Genomic DNA, 16,846 nt, shown 5'->3' on the forward strand with positions numbered 1-16,846 from the left:
AGGCCCGCGTGGACCAGACGATCACCGCCTTCCGGCTGCGCGGCCACCTGCGCGCCACGCTGGACCCGCTCGGCCGCCCCCGCCCGCCCCTGGAGCATGTGGCAGACATGCCCATGGTGGACGAGAAGCACTTCTCCTCCCTGGAGATGGAGCAGCCCATCGAGAGCGGCGCCGTCTTCACCGAGCCCCGCGTCAAAGTCTCGGAGCTGCTCTCCCGGCTGCGCCGCACCTACAGCGGCTCCATCGGCGTCGAGTTCATGCACATGCTCGACAGCGAGCGCCGGCGCTGGCTCATGCAGCGCATGGAGCTGAGCGAGAACCGGATGCAGTTCTCGGTGGAGGAGCAGCGCCACCTGCTCACCCTGCTCTCCAAGGCCGAGGGCTTCGAGAACTTCCTCCACACCAAGTATGTGGGCGTGAAGCGCTTCAGCCTGGACGGGGGTGAGAGCCTCATCCCCATGCTGGACTCCGTCCTCGAGGTGGGCGGCGACATGAACCTCAAGGAGGTCGTCATCGGCATGGCCCACCGCGGCCGCCTCAACGTGCTGACGAACATCCTCCACAAGAGCCCGGACGAGATCTTCAGCGAGTTCGAGGGACCGGCGGACCCGAAGGCCTACATGGGCCGCGGAGACGTGAAGTACCACATGGGCTTCTCCTCCGATCACACCACGCGCAGCGGGGCCCACATCCACCTGTCGCTGGCCTTCAACCCCAGCCACCTGGAGGCGGTGGATCCGGTGGTGGAGGGCCGCGTGCGCGCCAAGCAGGACCGCAGCGGGGACAAGGAGCGCAGCCGGGTGATGCCGCTGCTCATCCACGGGGATGCGGCCTTCATGGGCCAGGGCGTCATCTCGGAGACGCTCAACCTGGCGCGGCTGCAGGGCTACGAGACGGGCGGGACGATCCACATCGTCATCAACAACCAGGTGGGCTTCACCACCGATCCGCACGACTCGCGCTCCTCCATCTACTCCACCGCCATCGCGCAGATGCTGGATGTGCCCGTCTTCCACGTGAACGGGGATGACCCGGAGGCCTGCGTCCATGTGGCGCGGCTGGCCGCCGAGTTCCGGCAGCAGTTCAAGAGCGACGTCGTCATCGATCTCATCTGCTACCGGCGCTACGGGCACAACGAGGGGGACGATCCGTCCTTCACCCAGCCTCACATGTACGAGCTCATCCGCAAGCAGCCCACGGTGCGGACGCTGTACGCCAAGGCGCTGGCCGAGCGCGGCCGCCTCACCCCCGAGGAGTCCGAGGCCGTCAAGCAGGCCTGCCTCAAGGAGTTCGAGGACGCGCTCACCCGCATCAAGCAGGCGCGCCAGTTCAAGGAGCCCAGCGCCCTGGAGGGCCTGTGGAAGCCCTACAAGGGCGGCTCGACGAAGAACGCCCCGGAGGTGCCCACCGCGGTGGACAAGGGCCGGCTGCGCGAGGCGCTGAAGAAGCTGGCCGAGGCCCCCGAGGGCTTCAACGTCCACCCCGTGGTAGAGCGCACGGTGCTGAAGAAGCGCCAGTCCATGCTGGAGAGCGAGGAGCTGCTCTGGTCCGAGGGCGAGGCGCTGGCCTACGCCACGCTGCTCTCCGACGGCCACCCGGTGCGCCTGTCCGGCCAGGATAGCGAGCGCGGCACCTTCAGCCACCGCCACTCCGTGCTGCACGACGTGAAGACGGGGGCGCGCTTCGTGCCGCTGCAGCAGTTCTCCACCGGCCGCGCCTCCTTTCAGGTCTACAACAGCCCGCTGTCCGAGATGGCCGTCATGGGCTTCGAGTACGGCTACAGCATGGACGTGCCGGACGGGCTGACGATCTGGGAGGCGCAGTTCGGCGACTTCGCCAACGGCGCGCAGATCATCATCGACCAGTTCATCGCCGCCGGTGAGGCCAAGTGGCGCCGGCTGTCAGGGCTGACGCTGCTGCTGCCGCACGGCTACGAGGGCCAGGGCCCGGAGCACTCCAGCGCCCGCTTGGAGCGCTTCCTCAGCCTGTCCGCCGAGGACAACCTGCAGGTGTGCTACCCCACCACGCCCGCGCAGATCTTCCACCTGCTGCGCCGCCAGGTGGTGCGCCCCTACCGCAAGCCGCTCGTCATCATGTCGCCCAAGAGCCTGCTGCGCCGCCCGGAGGCGTTCAGCAAGCTGGACGAGCTGGCCACGGGCCGCTTCCAGGAGGTCATCCCCGACCGGAAGGAAGTGGATCCCGCCGGTGTCACCCGGCTGCTGCTGTGCTCCGGCAAGGTGTACTACGATCTGGTGAAGGCCCGGGACGAGCAGAAGGCGTGGAACATCTCCATCGTCCGCGTGGAGCAGCTCTACCCGTTCCCCTTCGACACGCTGGCCGGGCTCGTCTCCAGCATGCCGAAGCTGGCCGAGCTCTTCTGGGTGCAGGAGGAGCCTCGCAACGCCGGTGGGTGGTATTTCATGTTCCCCCGCCTGCATGACATGGCATCCTCCCGCGCCAGCGGTCCTGTCAAGGTGGGCTACATCGGGCGGGCGGATGCCGCCAGTCCGGCCACCGGCTTCACGAAGACCCACGACTACGAGCAGCACCTCATCGTGGAGGAAGCCATCCTCCGAGGAACCAAGAATGGCCGTTGAACTGAAAGTCCCGCCCCTGGGCGAGTCCATCACCGAAGCCGTCGTCGGCAAGTGGAACAAGAAGAAGGGCGACACCGTCGCCGCGGATGAGCCGCTCGTCGTGCTCGAGACGGACAAGGTGACCATCGACGTGCCGTCCCCCGCGGCCGGCGCGCTGGCCCAGCTCTCCTTCAAGGAGGGTGACAAGGTCCGCGTCGGCGACGTGCTCGGCCTCATCGAGGCCAATGGCGCCGCCGCCGCGGCTCCGCCCGCCTCCACCCCGGCGCCCGCCGCTCCCCCAGCGCCGGCGGCCGCGGCTCCCGCTGCCCCCGCCTCCGAGGCGCGCATGACGCCCACGGCCCGGAACATGGCGGCGGCCAACAACGTGGATGTCACGCAGCTCCAGGGCTCGGGCTCGGGCGGCCGCATCACCAAGGACGACGTGCTCGGCCAGCTCACCAAGGGCACGCAGGCGCCCGCCCCGGCACCCTCGGCCCCGCAGGCGCCCTCGGGTCCTCGGCCCAACGCGGCCCGCGAGGAGCGCGTGCGGATGACGCCGCTGCGCAAGCGCGTGGCCGAGCGCCTCCTCCAGGCCCAGTCCACCGCCGCCATCCTCACCACCTTCAACGAGGTGGACATGGGCGAGGTGATGGCCCTGCGCAAGAAGTACAACGAGAAGTTCCAGGCGAAGCACGGCGTGAAGCTGGGCTTCATGAGCTTCTTCGCCCGCGCCTCCATCGAGGCCCTCAGGGCCTTCCCGCAGGTCAACGCCGAGATCGAGGGCGAGGACGTCGTCTTCAAGCACTACTACGACATCGGCGTGGCGGTGTCCGGCTCGCGCGGCCTGGTGGTGCCGGTGCTGCGCGACGCGGACAAGCTGTCCCTGGCGGAGCTGGAGAAGAAGATCGGCGACGCCGGCCTGCGCGCCCGCAACGACAAGCTCACCCTGGCGGAGCTGCAGGGCGGCACCTTCACCATCTCCAACGGCGGCATCTTCGGCTCCATGCTGTCCACGCCCATCCTCAACCCGCCGCAGACGGGCATCCTGGGCATGCACAACATCGTGGACCGGCCCGTGGTGCGGGACGGACAGATCGTCATCCGGCCCATCATGTACGTGGCGCTCTCGTACGATCACCGGCTGGTGGATGGCCGCGAGGCGGTCCAATTCCTCGTTCGTGTCAAGGAGTGCATCGAGGACCCGGAGCGGCTGCTGCTCGAGGTGTGATGCCCCGAACGTTTCAATTCCACACGGGCATCTGGACTTGAAGCGCGAGGGTTCACTACAACTCAGAGTGCCTCCCGGTAGTCGGGGGGCTGAAGAACCCGGGGGGCTCCGGCGCCGCCCGCTACGAAGGACGTACAATGGCAACTGGTACCGTGAAGTGGTTCAACGATGCGAAGGGCTTCGGCTTCATCACGCAGGACGGGGGTGGCGAGGACGTGTTCTGCCACCACACTGCGATCAACATGGATGGCTTCCGCACCCTTCAGGAGGGGCAGAAGGTCCAGTTTGAGGTGACGAAGGGCCCCAAGGGCCTTCAGGCCCAGAACGTCCGCGCCGGCTAGGCGCGGAGCCCCGCCACTCCTCACGGACTGGCGGGTGAATCGAGGCCCGGTCCCCCTTGGCGGGAGCCGGGCCTCTCTCTTTGCGGCGCTCGCTACAGGTGCTTCTGGAAGTAGCCCAGCACCCGCTCGTACTGGCGCTGGGTGACGAGCGGATCCGGCACCATGTGCGTCAGCCCGCTGAGCGGCAGCAGCTCGTGCGGCTTGCCCGCCAGGAAGAGCGCGTGGGAGAGCTTGAGGGTGTGGAAGAAGTAGACGTTGTCGTCCGCCGTGCCGTGGATGAGCAGCAGCGGGGCAATGGGCTTGCCGGGCTCCTGGGCGTAGGTGAGCAGGGAGCTCTTCTCGTAGGCCTCTGGGTGCTGCTCGGGGAGCCCCAGGTAGCGCTCGGTGTAGTGGGTGTCGTAGTCGCGCCAGTCCACCACGGGCGCGCCAGCCACCGCGGCCTTGAAGACGTCCGGGCGCTTGAGGGCGGCGAGCGCGGCCATGTAGCCGCCGAAGCTCCAGCCATAGATGCCCACCCGTGACAGATCCAGCTCGGGCACCTTCTCCGCCAGGCCCTTGAGGGCGGCGATCTGGTCATCCAGGGTGATGGTGGCGAAGTCGTACTTCACCGTGCGCTCCCAGGTGGCGGTGCGCAGCGGGGTGCCGCGCCCGTCGAGCTTGACGATGAGGAAGCCCTGGTCCGCCAGCCACTGGTTGAGCAGGTTCTCCGCCATGCCACGGCGCACCACGGTGGCGGTGGGGCCCGCGTACACATAGAGGATGGCGGGCAGCTTCGCTCCGGGCTTCAGGCCCTTGGGGTAGGTGACGGAGGCGTGGAAGCCCTCCTTGCCCACCTGGAAGAAGCGGGTGGTCGGGGTGAAGGGCGGCGCGGCGGCCACGGAGGGCAGCTCCCCCACGCTGGCGCCATCCGGCCGCAGCACCTGGAAGCGCGGCATGGAGGTGTCCGTCTGGGTCATGGCGACGAGCAGCCCGCCCTGCTTGGAGACGGTGACGGGCATCTCGTAGGCGGGAGCGGGTGTACCGGTGGAGATCTTCTCGGGCGCGCCGCCGTCCTTCACGCGCCAGAGGTAGCTCTCGGTGGGGTTGGCATCCCCGTGGAAGTAGAGGGTGCGGTCCTTCTCGACGAAGCGCGCCAGGCCCCGGAATCCAGCGCTCGGCTTCACCCACGAGCGCGCGAGGCTGCCATCCGCGTTGCGCAGCTCCACCTCGGGGCCACCGTTGCGCTCGGTGTACCAGAGGAAGCCGCTGCCATCCTCGAGCCACCGTGGGAAGGCCTGCTCCAGGTTGAGCCAGGCGTCGTCCTTCTCCGTGAGCAGCAGGCGCGTCTTGCCGGTGCGTGGCTCCACCGCGAGGAGCTGCTCCTCCGTCTGCGTCCGGTTCTGCACCAGCACCGTCAGCGGCCCCCCCTTCTGCCACGCCACGGTGGCCAGGTATGGGTACGCCTTCGAGTCCCAGTCCACCCACACCGTCTTGCCACCGGTGATGGGGGTGATGCCCAGGCGCACCACGGCGTTGGCCTTGCCCGGCCGCGGGTACGGGAAGGTGTTGCCGCCCTTCTCGGGGTGCATCACGTCGACGATGGTGAGCTTCTCGACGGCGGAGGTGTCGGACTCGGTGTAGGCGATGAGCTTCGCGTCCGGGCTCCACCAGTAGCCGGAGAAGCGGCTCATCTCCTCCTGGGCGACGAACTCGGCCAGGCCGTGCGTCTTCTCCTCCGTGCCTCCCTTCGTGACGCGCTGCTCCTTGTTGGTGGCCAGGTCGATGCGGAACACATCGTTGTCCCGCACGTAGGCGATCTGCTTGCCGTCCGGAGAGAAGTGCGGATCGATGATGCCCGGGCCCGTCTTCAGCTCCGTCACCTTCCCGGTGGAGCGCTCGACGAGGTAGAGCTTGCCAGAGAGGCTCACGAGGATGCGCTCGCCGTCCTCGGACAAGTTATAGGTGGTGAAGCCTCGGGTGCTCACGCGCATGCGCTCGCGCCGGGCCTTCTCCTCCACGGAGAGCGTCTCCTCGGCTCCCTTGAGGAGGGCCTCTGGAGTGAGCAGCTCCTTCGTGGCGCCGGTGGCCACGTCGAAGGCGAAGAGCGTCTGCGTGGCGGACGTAGGCTGGGCCCGCAGGAAGAGGAGGGTCTTCTCGTCCGGGGTGATGCGCGGCTTGCCGGGGCGGCCGCTCATGAAGCGGCGCGTCTCGGAGTACTGGCGGAGGAAGGTGTCGGGCTTCCGTTCGGACATAGGCTTGGTGGGAGGGGTCTGGGCGAGGACCGGGAGGCTCACGAGGAGGAGCACGGCGGCGGCGAGGTGGCGCATGCGATGCTGGGGCCCCAGGAGGGCCCGCACTCCTTTCACGTCGAAGGGGCGCGAAGCCTACACTCCCTGGCTCCACGCATCCGGTGGGAAAGCACAGACCTGTGAGGTTATTCCCCTGATGGACCCCGAAGCCCCGCTCCACCTGCGCCTTGCCGGCGTCATCCGCCTGTCGCTCTCTGGCGGCCGGGGGCCCTCGGACGCCTATGTCTTCGATCCGCACCGGCTCGCCCTGCCCTCCTGGGCGTGCGCGCTCGGAGAAGGCGGGGCGCCTGCGCTGCTGGTGAGCCTGGATCGGCACCTGGATGTGGTGCCGCCTCGCCAGCCCGAGGCCGTGCCGGACCGGTCCGCGGGCCTGCGCGCCCTGGACGAGCACGCGCGGTGGGCGCTGGACGTGCGCAACTACGATCACATCCTCGCCGCCATGGAGGCAGGGCTGGTGGGGGACGCGCTGCTCATCGCCCGGACGCGCCCGCGGGGCGCCTTGGAGCGGGACTCCTACCGGGACACGCGGGGGCGAGAGCACCGGCTGGTGGTGGTGCCCACGGTGGACCGGGCCGCGGAGGCGTTCCGGGCTCCCGCGCCGGGGGATGCGGTGCGCGAGGTGATGGAGCGCGCAGAGCGGGTGCTGCTCGATGTGGACCTGGACTGCTTCACGACGCCGAGCGATGCGGACCCAACGACGGTGCTGCCCTGGCCCCGAAGCATCATCCGCGAGTTCCTGCTGCCCGAGGGCTCCGGGCCCTTCTGGGAGGCCGTGCTGGAGAACGCTGTAGCGCTCACGCTCGCCCGGGAGCCGCACCACTGCGGCGGGCTGCTGGCCTCAGGTGAGCTGTTCCGAGAGGTGGCCGAGGTGCTGTTCCGAGAGCTGCTCCACGCCGAGCCTCCGTGAGGCGCCGCCGGCTCCCTCCAACCACCCGCGGCGTCCAGCTGCTGGGACCTTCCTCGCAACGAGACACGGAGATGAGTTTGGCCTCATCCAGACAACACTCCAGAGAGGTGAGAGCGGAACCCAACGGAACGAGGGTGACGCTGGACCCATGGGAGGGGGCCATGTATATGTCGAGCTGTTCATCTCTCTCGCGTTAACCGGGAGCTGCCTTGCCCTCTCGCATCGCCATCAATGGGTTCGGCCGTATTGGCCGCCTTGCTCTGCGCGCCGCTGTCGATCGTCAGATGTCAGCGAGCGCCTCACCTCTCAAGTCCAGCGTCGAGATCGTCCACATCAACGAGCACAAGGGGGGGGCCAAGACGGCGGCCTATCTCCTCGAGTTCGACAGTGTGCATGGCCGGTGGCACCACCAGATCGAGGCCTCCGACTCGGCCATCCAGGTGGACTCCTCCCGTATTGGCTTCAGCAGTGCCTCCACCCCTGGCGAGGTCGCCTGGGACTCCCTGGGTGTGGACATCGTCATCGAGAGCACGGGCAAGTTCCTCACGCCGGAGACGCTCGAGCCCTACTTCAAGCGAGGCGTGCGCAAGGTGATCGCCGCCGCTCCCGTGCACCAGGGGGCGCTCAACATCGTGATGGGCATCAACGATCACCTCTACAAGCCCACCGAGCACCACCTGCTGACGGCGGCCTCTTGCACCACCAACTGCCTGGCCCCTGTCGTCAAGGTCATTCATGAGACCTTCGGCATCCGCCACGGTGTCGTCACCACGGTGCACGATGTGACCAACACCCAGACGGTCGTCGATGCCCCCCACAAGGATCTCCGGCGGGCTCGCTCCGCGCTGATGTCGCTCATCCCCACCAGCACGGGCTCGGCCAAGGCGATCGGGCTCATCTACCCGGAGCTGCAGGGCAAGCTGAACGGCCTCGCCGTCCGCGTCCCCCTGTTGAACGCCTCCCTGACGGACTGCGTCTTCGAGGTCGCGCGCCCCACCTCCGTGGAGGAGGTCAACGCCTCCCTGAAGGCCGCAGCGCAGGGCCCGCTCAAGGGCATCCTCGGCTTCGAGTCCCGGCCCCTGGTCTCCGTCGACTACGTCAACGATCCCCGCTCCAGCATCATCGATGGCCTGTCCACCCTGGTCGTCGATGGCACCCAGGTGAAGATCCTCGCCTGGTATGACAACGAGTTCGGGTACGCGAACCGCCTGATCGAGCTTGTGGCCAAGGTCGCGGCGAGCCTCTGAGAGGAGACAAACTCCCCGTGCCTCCCATCAAAGACGCAGCCCGCGTTCTCTCCATCACTCTCCCCTACATGGGCTTCGAGCTCACGGACGGCGCGATCCGGATGATGATCGTGCTCACGTTCCACGAGATGGGGTACAGCGCCTTCCAGATCGCCGGGCTCTTCCTGCTCTACGAGATCGCAGGCATCGTCACCAACTTCGTGGGGGGGTGGCTGGGCTCCAACCTGGGGCTGGAGAAGATCCTCGTGGCGGGGCTGGCGCTGCAGGTGGTCGCCATGGGCATGCTCACGGTAGGGCAGTCATGGCTCACCGTGCCCTATGTCATGATCACCCAGGGCCTCTCGGGGATGGCCAAGGATCTGGTCAAGGTCAGCTCGAAGAGCAGCCTCAAGTTCATCATCCCTGACAAGTCGGACTCGGCCCTCTTCAAGTGGGTGTCCATCATCACGGGCTCGAAGAATGCCTTGAAGGGGGTGGGCTTCTTCCTGGGCGGCGTGCTGATGGTCGTCACGAGCATGCAGGTGGCCATGGCCATCATGGCCGTGTGCCTCGCGGTGGGCATCTTCTTCACCCTGCCGGCGCTGCCCAAGAATCTCGGGAGATCCCACAAGCCGCTCGATATCCGCTCCCAGTTCAAGAAGACGAAGGCCATCCACGTCCTGTCAGGCGCCCGCTTCTTCCTCTTCGGCTCGCGGGATGTCTGGTTCGTGATCGGGCTCCCCGTCTTCCTCCAGGAGGTGCTGGGTTGGAGCTACACGTTCACCGCGGGCTTCATGGGCGCGTGGATCATCGGCTATGGGATGTCGCAGACGGCGGTCTCCCGGTTCTTCGATGGGGGACGGCTCGCCATCTCCATGGGCCACGAGTCGGTCGCCTTCTGGACGGCCTCCCTCATTCTCTTCCCCACCCTGATCATCCTCGCCCTCTCCGTCGGCTTCGACCCGGGCTTTGTGCTCATGGTGGGGTTGATGGGGTACGGCGTCTTCTTCGCCGTCAACTCGATCATCCACTCCTTCCTGGTGCTGGTGTACAGCGATCACAAGAAGGCCTCCGCGGATGTGGGCTTCTACTACATGGCCAATGCCGGGGGCCGGCTCGCGGGGACGCTGCTCTCCGGGTGGGTGTACCAGACGCAGGGGTTCGTGGGATGCCTGATCTGGTCGTGCGCGTTCCTGATTGCCGCCTCGCTGGTCTCGCTCCTGCTCCCGCCCATTCCCACCGAGAGGCTCGAGACCGTCATGGGCGCCCATCCTGCGTAGCCACAGGGGGGGCCGCCTCCCGCGGAGGAAGAGCGCCATAGAGGGCGCCGGCGCGCTCGCGCTGCGCTCCATGAGGGGGTGGAAGGGGCCTGGGCTCCGTGGGCACTCGCTTCATGGGGACCTTCGTGGGATCCGCGGGGGCCAGCCACCGGAAGAGCACTGTCGCGCAGCCGGCCCCCACGAGCTGCGCGAGGAGGAAGGCTGGCACGTCCGCAGGGCGGATACCCGAGAAGGTGTCGGTCGCGGCCCGGGCCAGCGTCACCGCGGGGTTGGCGAAGGAGGTGGAGGAGGTGAACCAATAGGCCCCCATGATGTAGGCTGCCACTGCGAAGGGGACCATCGCAGCCTGTGAGCGTGACACTCCCCAGATGACGGACAGCAAGCCGAAGGTGGCGATCCCCTCGCTGAAGGCCTGGGCGGCGCCCGCGCGGACGTGGGTAGAGGCCGTGAAGAGCGCCTCCCCGAACATGAGGTGTGCCGCGGCCACCCCGGCGAAGGCTCCCAGGATCTGGGCCACCACATAGAGAGGGGCCTCGCGCCACGGCAAGCCGCCCTGAGAGGCCACCGCCAGGGTGACGGCCGGGTTGAAGTGCGCTCCAGAGACGGGACCAAAGGTCAGGATGAGCGTGACGAGGGCCCCTCCCGTCGCCAGCGCATTGGCCAGGAGCGCCAGCCCCTCACTGTCACCCGCCAGACGTGCGGCCATGATGCCGCTGCCAACGACTGCAACCAGGAGGAAGGCCGTCCCCACCGCCTCGGCGGTGAACCGGCGGGACAGCGACGGCAGAGTGTTCATTGGCATGACTTAAGTCCCCGGCCTTGTGAGGGCAGGAAAATAGGCTCAGGACCTCATGCCGCAAGCCTCGCGGAGCAAGCGTCTGTCAGGGTGCCTGCTCATAAGGTCGCCACGCGAACGGAACACACGGGCTGCTGTCACGATTCCAACGCGGTGAGCGACGCGCCAGGCCTGCTCACTGCCGCACCAGGCTCTTGTGGGGCTTCTCCAGGGAGCTCTGTGCCCGCAGGCCGTTGCCGACCGCCACCATGTTGAAGACGTTGTTGAGGATGAGCGAGGTGCCGAGCCCGAAGAACCCAGCCAGCGCTCCTGCGATGCAGAGGGAGTTCGGCACAAGGGCCAGCCCAAGGCTGCGCCGGATGTTCCGGTTCAGGTTGTCGGAGATCTCGAACAGCAGCTCGATCTTCCCGAGGTTACCGTCCAGCAGGACGATGTCCGCGATGTCCACAGCGGCGTCCGCGGCCCCTCGCAGCGAGATGGAGCAGTCGGCCTGGGAGAGCCCGACCGTGTCGTTAATGCCATCCCCCACCATGGCGACCCGGAGCCCCCGCTCCTGCAGCTGGCGGACGTAGTTCGCCTTCTCCTGGGGCAGCACTCCGGCGAAGTACCGCTCAATGCCGAGCTGCTCCGCCAGCGCGCGCGTGGGCGCCTCGTGGTCTCCAGAGATCAGGTAGGTCTCCTTGATGCCCCGCCGCTGCAGCGCCTGCACGAGGTGGAGGGCCTCCGGCCTTGGAGTGGCCTGCAGCTCCAACAGGCCAATGGCGTGCGCATCGGCGGCTGCGAGGACGGCGGAGCCGCCCCGGGCGTTGCTCTCTTCCAGGTAGCGGAGCGCCAGGGCAGACAGGCGGATGCCTTCGCTCTCCAGGTAGCGCTGGCTCCCCACGCGGATGATGTGCCCGTCGATCCGCGCCTTGATGCCGAACCCCACGTTGTAGTCCGAGCCAGCGACCGGCTGGAGCTTCACCCCCCGGCGGGCTGCCTCTTGCAGGATGGCCTTCGCGATGGGGTGCTTGAAGCGCTGCTCGGCGCAGGCGACGTAGTACAGCAGCACGTCCTCGGTGATGGCCGGATCCAGTGGGAGCAGCCGGGCCACGAGGGGGATCTCCTGCGTCAGCGTGCCGGTCTTGTCGAGGATGACCGCGTCCAGCTTGCTGAAGGACTCGAGGGCCGCCCCCTTCTTGACCAGGATGCCGTTCCTCGCTGCGGCCGAGAGCGAGGTCAGCATGGCCAGCGGGCCGGCGATGCGGATGCCGGTGCCAAAGTCGGCGTTGACGATGGCCATCATCGCGTTGGGCCCCGCCACGGCGTACCCGAGCCCGCCAATCCCCAGCGTCGGGAGCACCATTCCGTCGGCGAAGCGCTCCGTCACGGACTGCACCTGGACCTTGTGCTCCAAGGACTGCTCGATGATCTGCACCATCCTCGAGGCGTTGGTGTCCTTTCCGGTCTCATTCACCCGGATCTGAAGCTCCCCCGAGAGCACGACGGACATGGCGAACACACGCTCGCCCACGGTCTTCTCCGCGGGGGCATACTCGCCCGTGAGCGCGGACTGATCCACCCGCGCTCCTCCCACGGAGATCTCCCCATCGATGGGGATCTGCTCGCCGGCCCTGACGACGATGGTGTTGCCGCGCTGGAGGTCGGCGACCTTGACCTCGACCTCCTTGCCATCCGTCAGCAGCCACGTCTTGCGGACCTGGCGGCCGAAGACCTCCGTGAGCCGCCGGCGCGACTCCTTCGAAGAGGCGTCCAGCAGGAGGTTGCTGATGTCGACGACCCAGATCATGAACGTCGCGGGCACCGAGCGCCGGTAGAGGAGGGCCAGGGTGATGACCGTCGCGTCGAGGACGTCCACCCGCAGCTTCCGCTCGATGAAGAGGGAGCGCGCGGCGCTCAGGAGGATGTGGCTCGCGGCGGCCAGCGCGCCGAGCGTCACCATCGTCCCCAGGCCCGGCACCAGGAGGCTGACGCCGGCCACGAGCATGGTCATGGTGGAGGTGGAGAGCCGCAGCTGGACCGCGTCGAGCTCGACCGGAGTCTGGACCAGCTTGTCGAGGCTCACGGACGCCACGACACCGCGGACGGCCTCTCGCAGCGCCTCTTGCAGCTCGCTCTGGGGAAGGAAGGCCTCGTCGTATCGCACGAGCACGGTAGAGGTGGCGGGGTTGAGGGAGTAGCTGGAGACGCCCCCCAGATCCCGGAGACAGGCGTCGATCCCGGTGGCCACCGCCTCGTACCGCTCAATGAAGGGGTGCCACAGGCGGAGGCGGCCGGGAGTGCTGCTTCGCACCTGCCAGTTCTCCACCTCCGCGGGGTCCAGCGGACGAGGGGCCGCGGCCGTGGCCGGAGCGTGAAGGGAGAACCCCAACGCCACGCGAGCACGGTCCTCCAGGGACAGGCCACAGTGATCGAGGGTCTGGTCCAGAAAGTCGCGCTCGGAGAGCCGGTTGGCGTCGTAGGCGAAGAGCACCGAGCCCGTCAGCGGGTTGAGCTCCACCGAGCGAGCGACTCCGACGGTGACGAGCTCCTGCACCTTGCCACTCACCTGCCCCAGGGCGTGCTCGCTCAGCCCCAGGCGAAGCCGGCCTGGCGTCATGCTCCGGATGACGACGTCCTCAGGGCCAAGCCGTGGTGTCTCTAGCATCATGATGTTCCCTTCGAGGTGGCATGAGAGGGGGGAAGAAGCGAGTCGAGCCCTGAGGCGGGCAGGGTGCGGCTCAGCAGCAGCGCCGCGGGGCAGCTCTCCGTCGCGTTCGCGCCCGTGCGGAACGAGTCCGGCAGGCCGGCCTGCAGCCCGATGAAGGCCAGGAGGAAGAGCTGCTGCTGCTCACCCGGGACGGAGAGAATGCTCATGATCGGCCCCGCGAACAGGACGAGCTCTCCGGGGATGCCGGGGACGCCAAAGCCCAGGATGTAGATGACGGGCAGACAGAGCAGCAGCTTCGTCACACTGACCTCGACGCCCACCATCGCGCCCACGGCGGGGATCATCGCGAAGCAGCACATCAACGTCCCGTTCGTGCTCAGCACGGAGCCGGCCCCCACCGTGAACTGCCGGACGGTGCCCTGGATCCCCGGGTAGTGCTTGCCGATCAGGTACAGGTTGAGCGGCATCGCCAGGGCCTCCGAGCACGTGGACCAGAGCAGGGGGTAGATCCTGGCCAGGTAGTCGCGCAGGTAGCCGAGGATGGAGAAGCCCCGGAGTTGGAGCTTGACGTAGAGCAGCAGCACCAGGTGCCACCCGAGACAGAGGATCCCCGTGAGGAGCGAGAGGGCCAGGTACGTCCAGAGGATGCCCGAGGAGCCCACCGCCTCCAGGGTGCCCCCCAGGAACGGCACGCTCCTGGGCGCGAGGCCTGCCTGGCCCTGGAACCGCTCCTGGAGCGCCGCGGGGAGGTTGACGATGTACAGCCCCATCAAGAGCGTAAAGAGGGGCGTCACCCGCGTCAGGAGCCGCCCCAACGTCTCCACGAGCTCAGGGAGCTCGACGAACTTCTGGATGAGCCACCCCTGCCTCTTCCACAGGAGCAGCACTGTGCCAAAGGAGGCGTAGATGGCGAAGAAGTAGGGGCTCTCCGTCATCGTCCGGCCCAGGACACCCAGAGAGGCGCGGAGGCCCAGCAGCTTCGTGCCCTGGCCGCTCTCGAGCAGGGGGAGCTGATAGACGGCCGACACGACAGCGATGGCCAGCAGGCAGGCGGCCAGGCGGGCCTTCGCAAACCACGCGAGCGTCTTGAGCGGGAACCAGCCCCCCCCTGCCAACGAGTGGCGAACCACCTTCAGCAGCGAGGGAGCGAGGATGAGATAGAGGAGAATTGGGGCGACGGTCCCGTAGGTGCTGCTGATGGCCTCCAGGAACCAGGTCAGCGGCAGCGTGAACGGGAACAGCCACCCCAACCCAAGGCCCAAGCTCAGGCCCACCAGCGCATGCAAGGCAGCATATCGCTCGGAGCGCGAGGGAGGAAGCTGCACGGGCGCAGCCATCTGTCTACGGTCTCATCTCAGAGAGGAGCGCCCAACATTCGACCAGGCGGCCTTCAGACAACCGGAGAGGAGGAAGCTGTCGGCGGTGTAGGCGCAGCCGTGGCTGCTGGGCCGGCAACCGGGGGTTTGGGAGCCGCTGCCGTTTCGACGGGGCGGGCGGACGGCTGAACCATCTCGGCCTTGGCCTCGGCGGTCAGATCCGTGATCTGCTCCCGGATTCCACCAAAGGCCGTCTGCACGGCCTTGCCTGCCGCGAGTCCTCCTCGAATGGCTGACTTCATCACCTTCCGTGCGCTGTCCTTCTTCGACACACGCCCGACCACGACTCCGACGGCTACACCGGCTGCTGCAAGAAGCTGGCAAAACATGGTATTCCCCTAAAATCTGGCACACCGAGCACGCCGCGAGGCTGATGGAGATGCGTGTACTAAAGGTAGCAAAGGTATGCCAGGAAGTCACCTGGACTGCGGGCTCGACCGGGTTCCCTCTGGATCATAAAAGCCTCGTACCTCATGGAAGAACTCGATCTCCCTGATCCAGACGACCCCCCTGCCCCGCCCAAGGAACCGCAAGAAGAGACAGCGGAGCAGCGCGCGGCAGCCCTGCGCGCTCAGAGGACCCTGAAGTTGCTCACCGTGCTCCTCACGGTGTGCCCGACGCTCGTGGTCGCGGCCCTGGCCCGGACCAACCCCTACGTGGAGCCCGGGCACGAGGGCTACGTCTACGAGCGGCCGCGCATCTTCGGGCACGGAGGGTTCCAGGGCACGGTGGCGGGCCCTGGCAACTTCGGCCTCTCGCTGTTCCGCAACGAGGCCATCTCCATCGACATGCGGCCGCAGACTCACTCGGAGGCGTTCGAGGTGCTGGCGCAGGATGACCTGACGCTGCAGTTCAAGTTCCACGCGGTCATCTCCATCGAGCAGGGCAGCGTGGTGCGCGTGGTCAACGAGTACGGCGGGCTGGACTGGTACCCGCGCTTCGTGGCCGAGCCCTTCCGCTCCTTCGTGCGCGACGCGGTGCAGCAGTACCAGAGCACCGACTTGAAGACGACCATGGATGACTGCGCGCGCATCGTCCATGAGCGGCTCGAGCGCTACCTGGAGAAGACTCCCTTCAAGCTCGTCAACCTCTCGGTGGGTGACATCAACTACCCGCTGGTGGTCGTCCAGGCCGTGGAGCGCAAGCTGGCCGCCCAGCAGCTGCTGGCGGAGAAGGACACCCAGCAGCAGATTGTCATCAAGGATGCGGCCATTGAAGTCAATCGGGCCAAGGGCAAGGCCGAGGCGCAGCGGATCATCAGCTCGACACTGACCTCCCACTATCTGCAGCACGAGGCCATCGACGCGCAGAAGAAGCTGGCCGAGTCGCCCAACAACACGACGATCTACATCCCGCTGGGGCCCACCAGCTCGCAGTGAGAGGCACGTTCGGGGCCTTCGAGGCCAGGGCCCTGGCGGGGCCCTTGCCTACGCCTGGACCAGCCGCTCGAGCTGGATCAGCTGCCCGGCGTTGTTCAGGGTGGCCACCAGCTCGAGGGGCCGGTTCCTGGCCGCGACCAGCTCCTGGAGCTGCTGCTCCAGCGTCTGCACCGCCTCGGCGACCGTGTTGCTGGCCGTCCCGAGGCAGCACTCCGTGTCCTTGAGCATGGTGCGGAGCTGGTTCTGGTGCTCGGCGTCCGTAGAGGCCCAGGTCCACTCGCCCTTGAGCTCCGGGATGCGGCCCTCAACGGTGGTGATGAACTTCTGCTGGCGGTCGTTGTGCCGCTGGAACTCGGCCGAGAGCTCCTCCAGGGACAGCTGCGCCACCTGCTTGCTCACGGGCAGAGACGTGCGCAGCTGGATGACGGCGCCACGAACGTACGCCGCGAGGAGGTACACCTGGGAGTTGCGCTTGAAGGTATCGACGAGCTCCTGGGCCGCACGGGAGTTCTCCTTGAGCCCCGAGCCCGAGAGGGGCTGCTCCTGGAAGTTCCCCACGCAGCAGTCCAAGGGCGCGTCCACCGTGGCCATGACCTGACAACACTCACGCTCGATGTTCTCGACCTGCATACAGAAGGCGGCCGCATCATCGTCGGTGAGATCACAGCGACAGAGCGCCTGGGAGAGGTGCTTGAGGTAGGTGAGGTTGCCCTGGAGTTGGCCCACCCGCTCCGCCTCCATCCACTGCTTCATGCCAGACAGGCTCTTCTCGATGGTCTCGAGCCGCTCGTTGATGTCG

General features: G+C 67.4%; 12 protein-coding genes. 7 read left to right on the forward strand and 5 right to left on the reverse strand.

From position 1 onward, the window contains the following. The 3 genes from VD972_RS33745 to VD972_RS33755 form a co-directional block, all read left to right on the forward strand. Positions 1–2,597 (forward strand): 2-oxoglutarate dehydrogenase E1 component (locus VD972_RS33745; RefSeq protein ID WP_324992913.1); only part of this gene is annotated, 2,597 nt, incomplete at its 5' end. Then, positions 2,587–3,804, forward strand: a complete 1,218-nt coding sequence (gene odhB, locus VD972_RS33750; protein ID WP_324992914.1) for a 2-oxoglutarate dehydrogenase complex dihydrolipoyllysine-residue succinyltransferase — start codon at positions 2,587–2,589, stop codon at positions 3,802–3,804. The genes VD972_RS33745 and odhB, both read left to right, overlap by 11 nt. Before the next feature lie 137 nt (positions 3,805–3,941). Continuing rightward, positions 3,942–4,145, forward strand: coding sequence for a cold-shock protein (locus tag VD972_RS33755; RefSeq protein WP_324992915.1), 204 nt, complete (start codon positions 3,942–3,944; stop codon positions 4,143–4,145). A gap of 92 nt (positions 4,146–4,237) precedes the next feature. Here VD972_RS33755 and VD972_RS33760 read toward each other — a convergent pair whose 3' ends face one another. Then, positions 4,238–6,451, reverse strand: a complete 2,214-nt coding sequence (locus VD972_RS33760; RefSeq protein WP_324992916.1) for an alpha/beta fold hydrolase — start codon at positions 6,449–6,451, stop codon at positions 4,238–4,240. A gap of 118 nt (positions 6,452–6,569) precedes the next feature. Between VD972_RS33760 and VD972_RS33765 the strand changes: the two genes are divergently transcribed. From VD972_RS33765 to arsJ, 3 genes are all read left to right on the forward strand, one after another. Then, entirely contained in the window at positions 6,570–7,340 is a 771-nt protein-coding gene (locus VD972_RS33765; RefSeq protein ID WP_324992917.1) for a hypothetical protein, read from the forward strand. Between the two features lie 209 nt (positions 7,341–7,549). Next, positions 7,550–8,587: an ArsJ-associated glyceraldehyde-3-phosphate dehydrogenase gene (locus VD972_RS33770; RefSeq protein WP_324992918.1), complete on the forward strand. Its 1,038-nt coding sequence runs from the start codon at positions 7,550–7,552 to the stop codon at positions 8,585–8,587. 17 nt (positions 8,588–8,604) lie between these two features. Further along, positions 8,605–9,846 carry an organoarsenical effux MFS transporter ArsJ gene (gene arsJ, locus VD972_RS33775; RefSeq protein ID WP_324992919.1) on the forward strand — a complete coding sequence of 414 codons (1,242 nt, stop codon included), beginning with the start codon at positions 8,605–8,607 and terminating at the stop codon, positions 9,844–9,846. Here arsJ and VD972_RS33780 read toward each other — a convergent pair. The 3 genes from VD972_RS33780 to VD972_RS33790 all read right to left on the reverse strand — a co-directional run bounded on the left by VD972_RS33780 (position 9,824) and on the right by VD972_RS33790 (position 14,629). After that, positions 9,824–10,648, reverse strand: coding sequence for an MIP/aquaporin family protein (locus VD972_RS33780; protein ID WP_324992920.1), 825 nt, complete (start codon positions 10,646–10,648; stop codon positions 9,824–9,826). The genes arsJ and VD972_RS33780 overlap by 23 nt on opposite strands. A gap of 169 nt (positions 10,649–10,817) precedes the next feature. Then, on the reverse strand, positions 10,818–13,292 hold the full coding sequence (locus VD972_RS33785; protein WP_324992921.1) for a heavy metal translocating P-type ATPase: 2,475 nt from the start codon (positions 13,290–13,292) through the stop codon (positions 10,818–10,820). Further along, positions 13,289–14,629, reverse strand: a complete 1,341-nt coding sequence (locus VD972_RS33790) for a cation:dicarboxylate symporter family transporter (protein ID WP_324992922.1) — start codon at positions 14,627–14,629, stop codon at positions 13,289–13,291. The genes VD972_RS33785 and VD972_RS33790 overlap by 4 nt, the downstream gene beginning before the upstream one ends. A gap of 512 nt (positions 14,630–15,141) precedes the next feature. Between VD972_RS33790 and VD972_RS33795 the strand changes: the two genes are divergently transcribed. Next, positions 15,142–16,047 (forward strand): SPFH domain-containing protein, encoded by a 906-nt coding sequence (locus tag VD972_RS33795; RefSeq protein ID WP_324992923.1) that lies wholly within the window; start codon positions 15,142–15,144, stop codon positions 16,045–16,047. Between the two features lie 48 nt (positions 16,048–16,095). Here VD972_RS33795 and VD972_RS33800 read toward each other — a convergent pair. Then, on the reverse strand, positions 16,096–16,846 hold a 751-nt coding region (locus VD972_RS33800), incomplete at its 5' end, for a hypothetical protein (protein ID WP_324992924.1).

Source organism: Hyalangium sp. (assembly GCF_035629615.1).
Classification (GTDB): Bacteria; Myxococcota; Myxococcia; order Myxococcales; family Myxococcaceae; genus Hyalangium.

Excerpts from the sequence above, each read along its gene's own strand:
- odhB (WP_324992914.1), top strand. The coding sequence starts at position 2,587 with ATGGCCGTTGAACTGAAAGTCCCGCCCCTGGGCGAGTCCATCACCGAA.
- VD972_RS33755 (WP_324992915.1), top strand. The coding sequence starts at position 3,942 with ATGGCAACTGGTACCGTGAAGTGGTTCAACGATGCGAAGGGCTTCGGC.
- VD972_RS33760 (WP_324992916.1), bottom strand. The coding sequence starts at position 6,451 with ATGCGCCACCTCGCCGCCGCCGTGCTCCTCCTCGTGAGCCTCCCGGTC.
- VD972_RS33765 (WP_324992917.1), top strand. The coding sequence starts at position 6,570 with ATGGACCCCGAAGCCCCGCTCCACCTGCGCCTTGCCGGCGTCATCCGC.
- VD972_RS33780 (WP_324992920.1), bottom strand. The coding sequence starts at position 10,648 with ATGCCAATGAACACTCTGCCGTCGCTGTCCCGCCGGTTCACCGCCGAG.
- VD972_RS33785 (WP_324992921.1), bottom strand. The coding sequence starts at position 13,292 with ATGATGCTAGAGACACCACGGCTTGGCCCTGAGGACGTCGTCATCCGG.
- VD972_RS33790 (WP_324992922.1), bottom strand. The coding sequence starts at position 14,629 with ATGGCTGCGCCCGTGCAGCTTCCTCCCTCGCGCTCCGAGCGATATGCT.
- VD972_RS33795 (WP_324992923.1), top strand. The coding sequence starts at position 15,142 with ATGGAAGAACTCGATCTCCCTGATCCAGACGACCCCCCTGCCCCGCCC.